Source organism: Ensifer sp. ENS08 (genome assembly GCF_014852195.1).
Taxonomy (GTDB): domain Bacteria; phylum Pseudomonadota; class Alphaproteobacteria; order Rhizobiales; family Rhizobiaceae; genus Ensifer; species Ensifer adhaerens.
This window is the reverse complement of sequence record NZ_JACVBF010000007.1, coordinates 171531-186687: the sequence shown is the minus strand read 5'-3', so window position 1 is coordinate 186687 and position 15157 is coordinate 171531. Positions and strand designations below refer to the sequence as shown.

At 63.3% G+C, this 15157-nt stretch carries 11 protein-coding genes; 8 read left to right on the top strand and 3 right to left on the bottom strand.

Annotation, left to right across the window (positions count from 1 at the left end):
* Window positions 1-28: 28 nt before the first annotated feature.
* The 4 genes from IB272_RS17905 (at window position 29) to IB272_RS17890 (ending at window position 5657) form a co-directional block, all read left to right on the top strand.
* Complete coding sequence (locus IB272_RS17905; RefSeq protein WP_060580910.1) at window positions 29-922, top strand: cation diffusion facilitator family transporter; 894 nt, start codon at window positions 29-31, stop codon at window positions 920-922.
* Window positions 923-965: 43 nt separating this feature from the next.
* Window positions 966-1562, top strand: a complete 597-nt coding sequence (locus IB272_RS17900; RefSeq protein ID WP_060580909.1) for an NUDIX domain-containing protein — start codon at window positions 966-968, stop codon at window positions 1560-1562.
* A gap of 103 nt (window positions 1563-1665) precedes the next feature.
* Window positions 1666-4275: a bifunctional lysylphosphatidylglycerol flippase/synthetase MprF gene (mprF, locus tag IB272_RS17895; RefSeq protein ID WP_060580908.1), complete on the top strand. Its 2610-nt coding sequence runs from the start codon at window positions 1666-1668 to the stop codon at window positions 4273-4275.
* A gap of 59 nt (window positions 4276-4334) precedes the next feature.
* The gene (locus IB272_RS17890; protein WP_246810375.1) at window positions 4335-5657 is read left to right on the top strand and encodes an AcvB/VirJ family lysyl-phosphatidylglycerol hydrolase; all 1323 of its coding nucleotides are present in this window, start codon (window positions 4335-4337) and stop codon (window positions 5655-5657) included.
* A gap of 304 nt (window positions 5658-5961) precedes the next feature.
* On the opposite strand, the gene purN is transcribed toward IB272_RS17890, so the two are convergent.
* Together purN and purM are read right to left on the bottom strand one after the other, a co-directional pair.
* Window positions 5962-6630, bottom strand: coding sequence for a phosphoribosylglycinamide formyltransferase (gene purN / locus IB272_RS17885; RefSeq protein WP_034803831.1), 669 nt, complete (start codon window positions 6628-6630; stop codon window positions 5962-5964).
* Window positions 6627-7697, bottom strand: a complete 1071-nt coding sequence (gene purM / locus IB272_RS17880) for a phosphoribosylformylglycinamidine cyclo-ligase (protein ID WP_060580906.1) — start codon at window positions 7695-7697, stop codon at window positions 6627-6629. The genes purN and purM overlap by 4 nt, the downstream gene beginning before the upstream one ends.
* A gap of 259 nt (window positions 7698-7956) precedes the next feature.
* Between purM and IB272_RS17875 the strand changes: the two genes are divergently transcribed.
* The 4 genes from IB272_RS17875 (at window position 7957) to ppx (ending at window position 13580) form a co-directional block, all read left to right on the top strand.
* Entirely contained in the window at window positions 7957-9078 is a 1122-nt protein-coding gene (locus IB272_RS17875) for an AI-2E family transporter (RefSeq protein WP_060522149.1), read from the top strand.
* A gap of 26 nt (window positions 9079-9104) precedes the next feature.
* Window positions 9105-9794, top strand: a complete 690-nt coding sequence (hdaA, locus tag IB272_RS17870) for a DnaA regulatory inactivator HdaA (RefSeq protein ID WP_060580905.1) — start codon at window positions 9105-9107, stop codon at window positions 9792-9794.
* 64 nt (window positions 9795-9858) lie between these two features.
* Window positions 9859-12045, top strand: a complete 2187-nt coding sequence (locus tag IB272_RS17865; protein ID WP_060580904.1) for an RNA degradosome polyphosphate kinase — start codon at window positions 9859-9861, stop codon at window positions 12043-12045.
* A gap of 11 nt (window positions 12046-12056) precedes the next feature.
* Window positions 12057-13580: an exopolyphosphatase gene (gene ppx, locus IB272_RS17860; RefSeq protein WP_034803818.1), complete on the top strand. Its 1524-nt coding sequence runs from the start codon at window positions 12057-12059 to the stop codon at window positions 13578-13580.
* A 62-nt stretch (window positions 13581-13642) separates the two neighbouring features.
* On the opposite strand, the gene IB272_RS17855 is transcribed toward ppx, so the two are convergent.
* On the bottom strand, window positions 13643-15001 hold the full coding sequence (locus IB272_RS17855) for an esterase-like activity of phytase family protein (RefSeq protein WP_113135660.1): 1359 nt from the start codon (window positions 14999-15001) through the stop codon (window positions 13643-13645).
* Window positions 15002-15157: the final 156 nt, after the last annotated feature.

Sequence of the window (15157 nt, the reverse complement as noted above, 5' to 3'; positions counted from 1 at the left end):
CAGGTTAGAACGGCAGACGGAACCTCCCATGAGCGGCGACCACCACCATGCAGATGTCACGAGCACGCCGGTTTCAAGGCTCTGGGCCTCGCTTGGCCTGACCGGCGGCTTCATGCTGGCCGAAGTCGTCGGCGGCATCCTGACCGGCAGCCTGGCGCTGATATCCGACGCGATGCACATGCTGACCGACACGGCGGCCCTTGCGATCGCGCTCGTCGCGATCCATGTCGGCCGTCGCCCGTCAGACCTCTTGCGCACCTATGGCTACGCCCGCTTCGAGATCCTGGCTGCCGCCTTCAACGCGCTGCTCCTGCTCGGTGTCGCCTTCTACATTCTCTATGAGGCCTGGAAGCGGCTGTCCGAGCCGCAGGAGATCCAGTCCGGCGGCATGCTGGTGATTGCCGTCATCGGCCTTCTCGTCAATCTCGCCTCGATGCGGCTGCTCACCAGCCACAAGGACGAAAGCCTCAACGTCAAGGGCGCCTATCTCGAAGTCTGGTCGGACATGCTGGGCTCGCTCGCCGTCATCGTCGGCGCGGTGGTCATCTGGCTGACCGGCTGGCAGTGGGTGGATTCGCTGCTCGCTGTCGGCATCGGCTTCATGGTCTTTCCGCGCACCTGGGTGCTGCTGAAGGAGTGCGTCAACATCCTGCTCGAAGGCGTGCCGCCGGGCATGCGCCTCGCCGATGTCCACGCGACGATTGCCGCCGTTCCCGGTGTTGCCTCCGTGCATGACCTGCATCTCTGGGCGATCACCCAGAGCCAGCCGTCGCTGACCGCCCATGCGGTACTTGCCGACGGTGCCGATGCCGAGACCGTGCGCCGCGCAATCGAGGAGCAGTTGCGCGCGACGTTCGACCTGCACCACACGACGCTGCAGATGGAGCGGGAAGATCGCGCGGCAGCGGAACATATCCACTGATGGCTGAAAGGGCGGGATTGCACTCGCCGGAGAAGGAAGTTGCATGAGCACCCAGCATGACCCACGCGTCAGGATCGTCGGCCGCCGCACGCTGTGGAAGGGCTTTGCGCACCTGGAAGAGGTGACGTTCGAACAGCAGATGTCCGATGGCGCGACCGTGACGCTGAAGCGGGAGATCCACGACCATGGCAATGCGGCGACCATCCTGCTCGTCGATGCCAGGCGCCAGAGCGTCATCCTGGTGCGGCAGCTTCGCGTTCCCGTTCTGCTCCAGGGCGACCCGGCTTATCTGATCGAGGCGGCCGCCGGGCTCCTCGACGGCGACACTCCGGAAGAGGCGATCTGCCGCGAGGCGCTGGAGGAGACCGGATACCACGTCCAGGACGTCATCCACCTCTTCGATGTCTATATGAGCCCGGGGGCGCTGACCGAACGCACGAGCTTCTTTGCCGGCCACATCGACGCCACCGAGAAACGCGGCGACGGCGGCGGGCTTGCGCATGAGGGCGAGGACATCGAAGTGCTGGAAATCCCCTTCGACGAAGCCGTCGCAATGATCGCGACCGGAGAGATCTGCGATGCCAAGACGATCATGCTCCTGCAGTGGGCGCTGCTCAACCGGCAGCAACTGTTTGCCTAAGGGATTGTTTTATAAGAGTATAATTTATTACCGATATTTCACTTTTTGATCCGTATCGGGTAAGCTAAAGCGCTGATGTCCTCATTATCGACATGGGCGCTTCATGACATCCTCCCTACCGGAACGTGCAACCGACGACGAGCAGCAGGCGGAGGGAGGCTGGTTCTCCTTCCTGCGTCGCAATCGCCGTTATCTATCGGCTGCCGGTACGCTCTTCGTAATCGCCCTTTTCGGCTTTGCGATCTTTCACCTGACGTCCGAAGTCCAGTACGACGAGGTCGTCCAGGCATTGGCGGATACCAGTTGGATCTCCGTCGCGGCGGCGGTGTTCTTCACCGCATTGAGTTTCCTCGCGCTCACCTTCTATGACGTCAGCGCGCTTGATTACGTCAAGCGAAAGCTGCCCTATGCCGACGTGGCGCTGACGGCGGCCTCGGCCTACGCGGTCGGCAATACTGCGGGGTTCGGGGCGCTCAGTGGCGGCGCCATCCGCTACCGCTCCTATTCGCGCCTCGGCATCGAGCCTGAGAACATCGCCCGCATTATCGCCTTCGTGACGCTCGCCTTCGGGCTCGGGCTGCTGGCGGTGACTTGCCTCAGCCTGCTTGCCGTCGGCGAGTATGTGGCGCCGATGACCGGGATGGATCCTCTGGTATTGCGCGTAATCGCGGCCGTGATCCTCGGCGGTCTGTTCACAGTGTTCTTTCTTGCCCGTGACGGGCGCGAGGTCAGCATCGGGCGTCTGACGCTTCGGCTCCCGGATTCGCGCACCGTTTCGCGCCAGTTCCTGGTGACGGCGCTCGATCTCGCCGCCTCGGCGACCGTTCTCTATGTTCTTCTACCCGCCGGCACGATCGGCTGGCCGGCCTTCCTTGCGGTCTATTCGCTGGCCGTCGGCGTCGGCGTCTTGAGCCATGTGCCGGCCGGTCTTGGCGTCTTCGAGACGATCATCATCGCGACGCTCGGCCACAATGCCGATGTCGACACCATTCTCGGCGCGCTGGTGCTCTACCGCGTGATCTATCACGTGCTGCCGCTGGTGATCGCGATCGCCGTCGTCATCGGCATCGAACTCCGCCAGTTGTCCGGTCATCCGGTTGCCTCCAGCGTGCGGCGCATCGGCGGCCGCATGACGCCGCTGCTTCTGGCAACGCTCGGCATCGTGCTGGCGATCATGCTGGTTCTTTCCAGCGTGACCCCGACGCCCGACGAGAACCTGGCATTCCTCGAAGGACTGCTGCCCTTGCCGATCGTCGAGGGCGCACACTTCCTCGCCAGCCTGCTCGGCCTTGCCCTCGTGGTCGTCTCGCGCGGACTGGCGCTGAGGCTCGACGGCGCCTGGTGGGCCTCGATCGTGATCGCGATCGCCGCGCTGCTGCTGTCGCTGATCAAGGCGATCGCCGTGGTGGAAGCGGGCATGCTGGCCTTCTTCCTGGTGGGGCTCATCGTCAGCCGCCGCCTGTTCGTGCGGCCGGCCTCGCTGTTCGGGCAGGCGCTGACGGTGCCATGGCTGACGGCGCTCGGCGTCATCTGCCTGGGCGCGCTGGTCGTGCTCCTCTTCGTCTATCGCGATGTCGAATACAGCCATGAGCTCTGGTGGCAGTTCGAATTCTCCGCCGAAGCCCCCCGCGGCCTGCGCGCGCTTCTCGGCGTGACGATCGGCGCGAGCATGCTTGCGATCTGGAGCCTGATGCGCCCGGCAACCGGAGCCGCCGAGCCTGCCTCCGACGACGCGATGGAGCGAGCGCTTTCGATCGTCGAGGCGCAGGACATGTCCGATGCCAATCTGGTGCGCATGGGCGACAAGAGCCTGTTGTTTTCCGCCGACGGCCGAGCCTTCATCATGTATGGCCAGCGTGCTCGTTCCTGGATCGCGCTTTTCGATCCCGTCGGCCCGATCGATGCCTGGCCGGAGCTGATCTGGCACTTCATCGAAAAGGCGCGCGCGGCCGGCTGCCGGGCGGTTTTCTACCAGGTCTCGCCCCTGGGGCTTGCATACTATGCCGATGCCGGGCTGCGCGCCTTCCGGCTCGGCGAACTCGCGCGCGTCGACCTCGCCCGCTTCGAGCTGAAGGGGGGCAAATGGGCGAACCTGCGCCAGCAGGTGAGCCGCGCCCAGCGCGACGGGCTCGAGTTCCGTGTCGTAGCGCCCGAAAACGTTCCGGACGTCATGCCTGACCTGACCGCGGTCTCCGATGCCTGGCTCGCGCATCACAATGCAAAGGAGAAAGGCTTCTCGCTCGGTGCCTTCGATCCCGAGTATCTTCGCGAGCAGCCGGTGGCGATCCTCACCTGTGGTGGGCGTACGGTCGCATTTGCCAATATTCTGGTGACGGCGACCAAGGAGGAGGGGACCGTTGACCTCATGCGCTTTTCGCCGGATGCGCCGAAGGGCGCGATGGATTTTCTCTTCGCCCAGGTGATGGAGTATCTGAAGGCCGAGGGATACCGTACCTTCAACCTTGGTATGGCGCCCCTGTCGGGCATGTCCACGCGCCAGATCGCGCCGGTCTGGGACCGGGCCGGGCGCACCTTCTTCGAACACGGCGAACGTTTCTACAACTTCAAGGGCTTGCGCGCCTTCAAGTCGAAGTTTCATCCGCAGTGGCAACCGCGCTATCTTGTCGCCAGTGGCGGCATCAATCCGATCCTCGCCCTGATGGATGCGACATTCCTGATCGGCGGCGGTCTCAAGGGAGTGGTGAAGAAATGATCCCTGTCGCGAACGCCTGGAAATGCCTGACTTCGGCGGCGCTGCTGCTCTCCGCATCGATGTTCCCCGCTCTCGCGGAAGACGCGCCGAAGAGCTACGATACCGGGATGATCCCGTCGCCGCGCATCATGCTGCCGAAGGAAAAGGCGGCCGCACTTGTAGTGCTGCTGTCGGACGCCGCCGGCTGGACGGACAAGGAGCAGGCGATCGCCGACACGCTCACCGATGACAAGACAGTCGTTGTCGGCATCGACCTCAAGGCCTATCTCGCTTCGCTCGCCAAGGATGATGGCGACTGCATCTACATGGTCTCCGACATCGAATCGCTGAGCCAGCAGGTGCAGCGTGCCGTCGGCACCGACGCTTACCAATTGCCCGTCGTCGCAGGCGTCGGTGCCGGTGGTGCGCTGGCACTCGCCGTCGCTGCCCAGACACCGCCTGCCACCATCGGCCAAACGCTTGCGATTGATCCGGAGGAGGGGGTCGCGCTTGAAAAGCAACTCTGCACCCCGGCCGAAAAGGTGAAGAAGGGCGACCGCATGGTCTACGGCCTGACCGACGGGGCATTGCCGGATCCGGTTTCCGTCGTCTTTTCACCCGCGGCATCGGCCGACGGGCGCGCCCATGTGGCGGCATTGATCGCCAAGCATCCGGACGTCGAGCAGGAGGACAGTGACGACGACGCCTATACGACGCTGTCCGATCACCTCACCGATATCATCGACAGCGAGCGCGACGCCGGCAATCCGTTCGGCTTGCCCCTGACCATCCTCGACGCAAAGCCGACCCGTGACACGATGGCGGTGATCTATTCGGGCGACGGTGGCTGGCGCGATATCGACAAGGAAGTCGGCGACGTGCTGCAGCAGCAGGGTGTACCGGTCGTCGGTTTCGATTCCCTGCATTACTTCTGGTCCGAGCGCGATCCGCAGGTGACGGCGGACGACCTTGCCAAGGTGATGAGCTACTACCGCAAGCACTGGAACGTGCGAAACGTGCTCCTCATCGGCTATTCCTTCGGTGCCGACGTGCTGCCGCGAACCTTCAACCTGCTGCCGGCCGGCGAAAAGGCCCATGTTCGTCAGGTGACCTTGATGGCCCTCTCGCACATGGTCGATTACAAGGTCTCTGTGCTGGGTTGGCTAGGAGCTTCGGGCGACGGCAAGGGTGGTGATCCGCTCGACGATATCAAGCGCATCGATCCGGCGCTGGTGCAATGCATCTACGGCACCGACGAAGAGGACGATGCCTGCCCGCAACTGAAGGGCACCGGCGTCGACGTCATCGGCATCGACGGCGGCCACCACTTCGACGAGGATTATCCGGCGCTGACACGGCGCGTGCTCGACGCCCTCGATCGCAGGCTGGCTTCGGCGAAGTGAACGGTCGGTGTGTGGGGGCGTGAGGCTTACCCCCCCTCTGCCCCGCCGGGGATCTCCCCCCACAAAGGGGAGATCGGCTAGACGCGCCCACCCGCTACAACTGAACGAGATTGCCCGCCGGCTCGATGTTGACGATGGGGGTATCCTTCTGCGCCAGATAGAGTTGCCACCGGCGAACGGGTAATGACCGCCGAGTGGTCGCCATCTGCTGATCTCCCCCCCTTGCGGGGGAGATGCCCGGCATGACAGAGGGGCGTTAACCGCGTGTGATGCGCTGTGATCGGGACAAAGCAACCCGGCGTGATTACGCAGCCGGCGAAATCAGCGTACCCGTCGCCTCGCCAAGGCTCTTGCTCACAGCGCGACCGCCTTCCATGCGTATCTTGCCCTCGGCCATCAGCCGAAGCGCCATCGGATAGGTGCGGTGCTCGACGGTCAGCACTCGGGCAGCAAGGCTGTCGGACGTGTCGCCAGGCACGACTGGAACCACCGCCTGCGCCAGGATCGGGCCTTCGTCCATGCCTTCGGTGACGAAGTGCACGGTGCAACCGGCGACCTTCATGCCGGCGTCGATAGCCCGCTGATGGGTGTGCAGGCCGGGGAAAAGCGGCAGCAACGACGGATGGATGTTGAGGATGCGTCCCTCGTGGCGCTGGATGAACGTCGCCGACAGCAGACGCATATAGCCGGCGAGGCAGATGATGTCCGGCGACAGCCGGTCGAGCTCGGCAAGGATTGCCGCTTCGTGGGCGTCCTTGCTGTCGTAGTCCTTGCGCAGGAAAGCGCGCGTGGGGATGCCAAGCGCCTCGGCTTTGGCGAGGCCGCCGGCATCCGCCTTGTCGGCGATGACGGCGACGATCTCGGCCGGGAAATCCGGCTCGGCCGTTGCCTTTGCGAGCGCCAGCATGTTGGAGCCGCCGCCAGAGATGAAGACGACGACCCGCTTCTTGCCCGTCGAGACTTCCGTCGTCATAGGGCCAGGTTGCCCTTGTAGATCGTGCCGGCTGCACCTTCGTCGCGGGCGACCATGCGGCCCAGCGTAAAGACGGTTTCGCCTTCGCCGGTGAGCACGGCGGAAACCTCTGCGGCCTTGTCGGCCGGAACGACGGCGATCATGCCGACGCCGCAGTTGAAGGTGCGCAGCATTTCGTTGGCGGCAACGCCACCGGTCTGGGCGAGCCACGAGAACACCTTCGGCGCCTTGATCGCGTCGAGGTAGATCTCGGCAGCGAGGTGCTTTGGCAGCACGCGCGGAATGTTCTCAGGGAAACCGCCGCCGGTGATGTGAGCGAGCGCCTTGATCGAACCGGTCTCGCGGATCGCCTTCAGGAGCGGCTTCACATAGATGCGCGTCGGCGTCATCAGGAGATCGGCAAGCGTACCTTCGCCGAACGGAGCAGGAGCATCCCAGGCAAGGCCCGAGAGCGTGACGATCTTGCGCACCAGCGAATAGCCGTTGGAATGCACGCCGGAAGAGGCGAGGCCGAGGATGACGTCGCCTTCGGAGATGTCACCGGCCGGCAGCAGCTGACCGCGTTCGGCAGCGCCGACGGCAAAGCCCGCGAGATCGTAGTCGCCGCCCGAATACATGCCGGGCATTTCGGCCGTCTCGCCGCCGATCAGCGCGCAACCAGATTCGCGGCAGCCCGCAGCGATGCCGGCGACGATCGCGGCACCCTGGTCCGGGTCAAGCTTGCCGGTCGCGAAATAGTCGAGGAAGAAGAGCGGTTCGGCGCCCTGGACGACGAGGTCGTTGACGCACATGGCGACGAGGTCGATGCCGACGGTGTCGTGCTTGTTGGCGTCGATGGCGATCTTCAGCTTGGTGCCGACGCCGTCATTGGCGGCCACCAGAACCGGGTCGGTGAAGCCCGCGGCCTTGAGATCGAAGAGACCGCCGAAGCCGCCGATTTCGCCGTCGGCGCCGGGCCGCCGGGTCGAGCGCACATGCGGCTTGATCTTCTCGACCATCAGGTTCCCGGCGTCGATATCAACGCCCGCGTCGCTATAGGTGAGACCGTTCTTTCCCGACTGGCTCATGCTCGTTCTCCAAGGCTCGTCGTGCGACAGGTATTTTGCGGATGCGATTGGCACGGCAGGCAAGGGAGTGCAAGCCGAGAGCAGGCCTTGGCGGCGTTTTTTCACCATTTTGCCCATATCCCACGGCGCAAGCCAGTCAGCTTGGCCATAAACTGGATGACTGCACCGGTCGGACTTGACCGTTACGCGCACCGCCCCCTATCTCCTTGACAGGGTTGTGATACGCAACAGTGGCGAGCGGCGCCTCACGAGGAGTGTCATGGATATCAAGGTCAGCGGTTCCGGATTGCAGCGCCAGGTCATTTTCTGGCTACTGGTGCTTGCCGCCTTCATTGCCTTCCTCATGGTTTTCAGCTCGATCCTGCTGCCATTCCTGGCCGGCATGGCGCTTGCCTATTTCCTCGATCCGGTCGCAGACCGCCTGGAGCGGTTCGGCTTGAGCCGGTTGATGGCGACGGTCGTGATCCTGATCGGCTTCGTCGTCGTCTTCGTGCTGGCCCTCATGGTCATCATTCCTGTCGTCGTTAGCCAGGCGGCCGATTTCATTGCGAACATCCCCGGCTATGCCGCCAAGCTGCAGGTGCTCGTCAACGAAGCGCAGACGCGGCTGATTCCCGATTGGCTCGCGAGCCAGATGCCCTCGCTGAAGCAAAGCTCCGGCAAACTGCTCGAACAGGGTGCGGCCTTCGTCGGCACGCTCTTCCAGCAGATCTGGAACTCCGGCGTGGCGTTGCTCGACGTCATCTCGCTGCTGGTCGTCACCCCTGTCGTCGCCTTCTATATCCTGCTCGATTGGGACCGGATGGTCGAGAAGGTCGATAGCTGGGTTCCGCGCGACTACGTCTCGGATGTGCGCCAGATCGCCCGCGACATGAACGCGACGATCGCCGGCTTTGTGCGCGGGCAGGGCTCGCTCTGCCTCATCCTTGGTCTTTATTACGGGATCGGCCTGTCGCTGGTCGGTCTCAATTTCGGTCTGCTGATCGGTCTCTTCGCCGGCATGATCAGTTTCATTCCCTATGTCGGATCCATGGTCGGCCTGGTGCTCGCCGTTGGCGTCGCACTGGTCCAGTTCTGGCCGGACTATCTGTGGATCGGCCTCGTGCTTGCCGTCTTTTTCAGCGGCCAGTTCATGGAGGGCAATATCCTCCAGCCGAAGCTGGTGGGCAAAAGCGTCGGCCTGCATCCGGTCTGGCTGATGTTTGCGCTGCTTGCCTTCGGTGCACTGTTCGGCTTCGTCGGTCTTCTGGTCGCGGTGCCCGCAGCAGCCGCCATCGGCGTGCTTGTCCGCTTCGGCATCCAGCGCTACCTTGATAGCGACCTCTATCACGGGCACGGCAAGGCCGTGGAAAAGAAGGCGAAGAGCGACAAGGCCGCCTGATTTCCGACGATTGTCCCGAGTACAGCATGACAAAACGCCCATTTGAACAAATCCCCCTGGCTTTCGGCCACGACCCGGCGACCGGTCGTGAGGACCTGCTCGTCTCCGACAGGCTGAGCGCGGCCATCGCCATCGTCGACCACTGGCCGGACTGGCCGGCGCCCGTGGTCATCATCGCCGGCCCGGTCGGCTCGGGAAAATCGCATCTCGCCAGCATCTGGAAGGAGCGGGCAGGAGCGGAAGTGATCCACCCGCTCGCCGGTTCCGATGCCGCGTTGATCGCGGCCGAACGACCTGTTCTCTTCGAGGATGCCGACCGCAGCGGCTTCGACGACACGACGCTGTTCCACGTCATCAACAATGTGCGCCAGCACGGCACCGGCCTGCTGATGACGACGCGGCTCTGGCCGATGTCCTGGCCGGTGACGCTGCCGGACCTGCGCTCGCGCCTGAAGGCGGCGACCGTGGTCGAGATCGGTGAGCCGGACGACGAATTGCTGACGCAGGTGCTGATCAAGCTCTTTGCCGATCGCCAGCTCTTCGTCGACGAGCGGCTGGTGGGCTACATCGTCCAGCGCATGGAGCGCTCGCTGGAGGCAGCGCAGACGATCGTCGAGCGCATCGACCACTTGGCGCTGGCCCGCGGCACGAAGCTTTCGCGCGCACTCGCTTCCGAAGTTCTCGAAGAACTGGGAAATCAGCGTCGGTCCGATTGACTGTCACAGAACCGTCGTCAAACTGAGATAGCCGGTGCAGCCGGAGCAATGGGATCTGAAAAGCATGGATAACGCGCTATCTGCGGTGAACGAAAACCAGGCATCGGCGGAGGACGTCGACCTGCTGACGAGCCCGCAGCGCTTCATCAACCGCGAATTTTCCTGGCTGCAGTTCAATCGCCGCGTGCTCGAGGAAACGCTGAACACGGCGCATCCTCTGCTGGAGCGTGTTCGCTTTCTGTCGATCTCTGCCGCCAACCTCGACGAGTTCTTCATGGTGCGCGTCGCCGGCCTCGAAGGCCAGGTGCGCCAGGGCCTCTCGATGCGTTCGCCCGACGGCAAGACCCCGGTCGAGCAGCTCGAAGACATCCTGAAGGAAATCGACAATCTGCAGATGGAGCAGCAGGCCTCGCTCGCCGTGCTTCAGCAGTATCTCGCCAAGGAAGACATCCTGATCGTTCGCCCGGCCTCGCTTTCGGTGCAGGACAGGAGCTGGCTTGCCAACGAGTTCGATCAGTCGATCTTCCCAGTGCTGACACCGCTCTCCATCGACCCGGCGCATCCGTTCCCCTTCATTCCGAACCTCGGCTTTTCGATGGGCCTGCAGCTCGTCAGCAAGACCGGCCGCGAGCCAATGACGGCGCTCCTGCGTCTGCCGGTGGCACTCGACCGCTTCATCCGGCTGCCCGACGTCAAGAACGTCATCCGCTACATCACCCTCGAAGACATGGTCAGCCAGTTCATCGACCGGCTGTTTCCGGGCTATGAGGTCAAAGGCTCCGGTACCTTCCGCATCATTCGCGACAGCGATATCGAGGTGGAAGAAGAGGCGGAAGACCTCGTTCGCTTTTTCGAGACCGCGCTGAAGCGCCGTCGCCGCGGTTCGGTGATCCGCATCGAGACTGATTCGGAAATGCCGGCGTCGCTGCGCCAGTTCGTCGTGCAGGAACTGGGCGTCCCGGAAAACCGGATCGCCGTCCTGCCGGGACTGCTGGCACTCAACACTTTGTCCGAAATCACCAAGGCTCCACGCGACGATCTGCGCTTCGAGCCGTACAATCCGCGTTTCCCCGAGCGCGTGCGCGAGCATGCCGGCGACTGCCTGGCGGCGATCCGCGAGAAGGACATGGTGGTGCATCACCCCTACGAGTCCTTCGACGTGGTCGTGCAGTTCCTGTTGCAGGCGGCGCGCGATCCTGAAGTCGTCGCCATCAAGCAGACGCTTTACCGCACGTCGAACGACAGCCCGATCGTGCGCGCCCTGATCGACGCCGCCGAGGCCGGCAAGTCGGTGACGGCGCTCGTCGAGCTCAAGGCCCGCTTCGACGAGGAAGCCAATATCCGCTGGGCGCGCGACCTCGAACGCGCCGGCGTTCAGGTCGTCTTCGGCTTCATCGAACTGAAGACCCATGCCAAAATGTCGATGGTGGTGCGGCGCGAAGAGGGCAAGCTTCGGACCTACTGCCATCTCGGCACCGGCAACTATCACCCGGTCACCGCGAAGATCTACACCGACCTGTCGTTCTTCACCTGCAACCCGGTCATCGCCCACGACATGGCGAACATCTTCAACTTCATCACCGGCTACGGCGAGCCGGAGGCGGGCATGAAGCTGGCCGTCTCGCCGCACACGCTGCGCCCGCGCATTCTCAGGCATATCGACGAAGAGATCGAGCATGCCAAGGCCGGGCGCCCGGCGGCGATCTGGATGAAGATGAACTCGCTCGTCGATCCGGAGATCATCGACGCGCTCTATAAGGCGAGCCGCGCCGGCGTCGAAATCGACCTGGTGGTGCGCGGCATCTGCTGCCTGCGCCCGCAGGTCCCGGGGCTCTCGGACAATATCCGTGTCAAGTCCATCGTCGGCCGATTCCTCGAACATTCCCGCATATTCTGCTTCGGCAACGGTCACGGGCTTCCATCGGAGAATGCCCTTGTCTATATCGGCTCGGCGGATATGATGCCGCGCAATCTGGATCGGCGGGTCGAGACGCTCGTGCCTCTCATCAACCGGACTGTGCACGAACAGGTTCTGTCGCAGATCATGCTGGGTAATCTCATCGACAACCAGCAGAGCTACGAAATTCTTCCCGATGGCACCTCTCGCCGGATGGAAGTCGGCAAGGATGCCGAGCCTTTCAACGCACAGCACTATTTCATGACCAATCCCAGCCTCTCCGGCCGGGGCGAGGCCCTGAAGTCCAGCGCACCGAAGCTCATAGCCGGCTGGAAGAGCGGCTGGCACAAATAAACTGGAATTGCATGGTCGAATCTGAAGCGCAGGGGCGTCTGCCCGGCATCCGCCCGGTTTCCGTTATCGATATCGGTTCGAACTCCATCCGCCTTGTCGTCTATGAAGGCCTGAGCCGCTCGCCGGCCATGCTGTTCAACGAAAAGGTGATGTGCGGTCTCGGCAAGGGCATCGATGCGACCGGACGCATGGATGAAGACAGCGTCGAGCGCGCGCTGAAAGCGCTGCACCGCTTTCACGCGCTCTCCAAGCAGGCGCGTGCGACCTCGATGTATGTGCTGGCGACGGCCGCCGCACGCGAAGCGAGCAACGGCCCCGCCTTCATCGAGAAGGCGGAGGCGATCCTCGGTCACAAGGTCCGCATCCTTACTGGCGAGGAAGAGGCCTATTATTCCGCGATGGGCATCGTCAGCGGCTATCACGATCCCGACGGTGTCGTCGGCGACCTTGGCGGTGGCTCGCTGGAACTCGTCGAGGTCTCCGGCACGAAGATCGGCAAGGGCATCACCCTCCCGCTCGGCGGTATTCGTTTGTTCGAGCACAGCAACGGCTCACTCACCAAGGCGCGCACCTGGGTGCGCAAGTTCATGAAGAACTCGGCGGTGCTGAAGACCGGCACGGGACGGACGTTCTATGCGGTCGGCGGCACTTGGCGTTCGATCGCCAAGCTGCACATGGAGATCCGCGACTATCCGCTGCACATGATGCAGGGCTACGAGATTTCCTTTGACGAGGCGATGGCGCTTTTGCCGGAAGTGATCGAGCCGAAGAACATCAAGCCGTCCGCCTATTCGACGATCTCGAAGAGCCGCCGCAGCCTTCTGCCCTTCGGCGCGATCGCCATGCAGGAAGCGCTGGAGATCATGAAGCCGGAGCGGATTTCCTTCTCGGCGCTCGGCGTTCGCGAAGGTTATCTTTTCTCGCTCTTGAGGGACGAGGAACGTGCTCAGGATCCGCTGCTGACGGCGGCCAACGAGATCGCCATCCTGCGTGCCCGCTCGCCCGAGCACGCCCGCGAACTGGCTGACTGGACCGGTCGCATGGTGCCGTTCTTCGGGATCGAGGAGACGGAAGAGGAAGGCCGGTATCGCCAGGCGGCCTGCCTGCTTGCGGATATCAGCTGGCGGGCGCACCCCGACTATCGCGGTCTCCAGGCGCTGAACATCATCGCCCACTCGACCTTCTCCGGCATTACCCATGCCGGCCGCGCCTATATTGCGCTTTCCAATTATTACCGCTTCGAGGGGCTCAACGACGACGGCGCCACGAACGCGCTTGCCGGCATCACCACGCCGCGCCTGCTGGAACTGGCAAAGCTGCTCGGCGGCCTCTTGCGTGTCGCCTATCTTTTCTCCGCATCGATGCCGGGGATTGCCCGGAACCTGACGTTCCGCAAGTCGTCTCTGCCGGACGTGGACCTCGAAATCGTCGTGCCTGCGGACTATTCGGAATTCCAGGGCGAGCGCCTGGATGGACGCCTGCAGCAGCTTGGAAAGCTCACTGGCAAGCGTCTCGCTTTCCACTTCGAAAGCTGACGCCGAAAAGTCACCGGTCAAACGGGAAGGGCGCGCGAGCCGGTGTTCGCGCGCCCTTTTGATTAATCGGCCTTGAGGAAGTCGCCAACTTCGAGCAGCACGAACTCGTTGTCGTCGGCCTTGTCGAGCGCGCGGCCGGCCGAGAACGGCAGGTTGTTGTCGTTGCCGACGATGATGTGGGTCTCATCGACGCGGTCGACGTTCTCGATGGTGACGAAGGGCATGTCGTAGAAGCCTTCGCCGCCGCCCTGGCGCTTCTTGTTGTCCGGATCGGCGATCTTCAAGAGGTCGATGTAGCCGATCTTGCGCACGGCCTTGCCGGCATTGCTGTCGTCAAAGGCGATCTTGTAGATGCGCTTGACCTTGGAGCCCGTTGCGAAGCAGTCCGGCTTCGGGTCCTTCGGATCGGCGCAGGCCTTGTCCACCGTGCCGGCGCCATTGTCGCGCTCGATCACCAGTGCGGTCTTGTCGTCGAGCATGTTGAAGTCGCCGATCGCCTCGCCGCCTTCAGCCAGCGGATAGAGCCAGCTGCGACCGGTCCAGGCTTTGCTCGCAACATCGAGTTCGATGATGCGCAGCGCCGGGCGGCCATCGGCCTGCTCGACCGTTTCGCTGTCGGTCCAGAGCGGGCCTTCGAGCAGGCCGTAAAGCTTGCTGCCGTCCTTGGAAAGCGCCATGCCTTCATAGCCGCCGGAGCGCTTCAGGTTGAAGGCGGGCGTCTTCTTCGAGGGATCGCCCTGCAGCGTCAGCGTCGGATTGTCGGGCGAAAGCACCGGCTTGCTGTCGACCGTGGTCGCGATCACGTCGGTCAACTTGCCGTCGAGATCGAACTTGAGGATGTAGGGGCCGAACTCTTCACCGACCCAGAAGCCGTCCGCAACCGGCTGGATCGATTCGACGTCGAAGTCGGCGCCGGTGAGATAACGCTTGTCCGAGCCTTCCATGACGATCGGGAAGGGGGCCTTCTTGTCCGGGTCGGTCAGGAACAACGTCTTCAGTGCTTCGACCTTGCCGGCGTCCCAGTCCATCTTCACGTGGTGCAGCATCAGCATGGCGTCGCTGGAGTTCATCTTGCTGCCGAAACCGTTGTCGGAGAGGCTCCAGAAGGTGCCGTCTTCCATCGCCTTGATGCCGGAAAAACCCTGCATCGGCTGGCCGTCGAAGGGCAGCGACAGGCCGGTCAGGCGAACGCCGTCCTTGCCCGGAACGGTGCCGAGCGCTTCGGCACGCTTGCGGTCCGCGGTGGTGAACTTGCCGGAGGTCTTGAGGTATTCCGGTGCGTCCGAGGTGGCGGCGATGATCGTGTTGGCCGGCAGGATCGCGTGGCCCTTCAGCGTCGCGGTAAAGGACTTTTCCTCGGCCGAGGCGGCCATCGTCATCAAAAGAGAAAGAGCCGCGGTGGCGAGAAGCGTTTTCGTCATGAGGTTCACCTTGGGTTGGAGCCTTCTGCATGTCTCCTTGGATCGCCCTAGAACCAAGGAGGCAGACGTGCAGCAAATTCGACGTGCTGCAGCGACCCTTGCGCGTCCCAGCACGCGCGGCGCTGCAGTCCGCAACCCGATAGGCGGCTATGATGA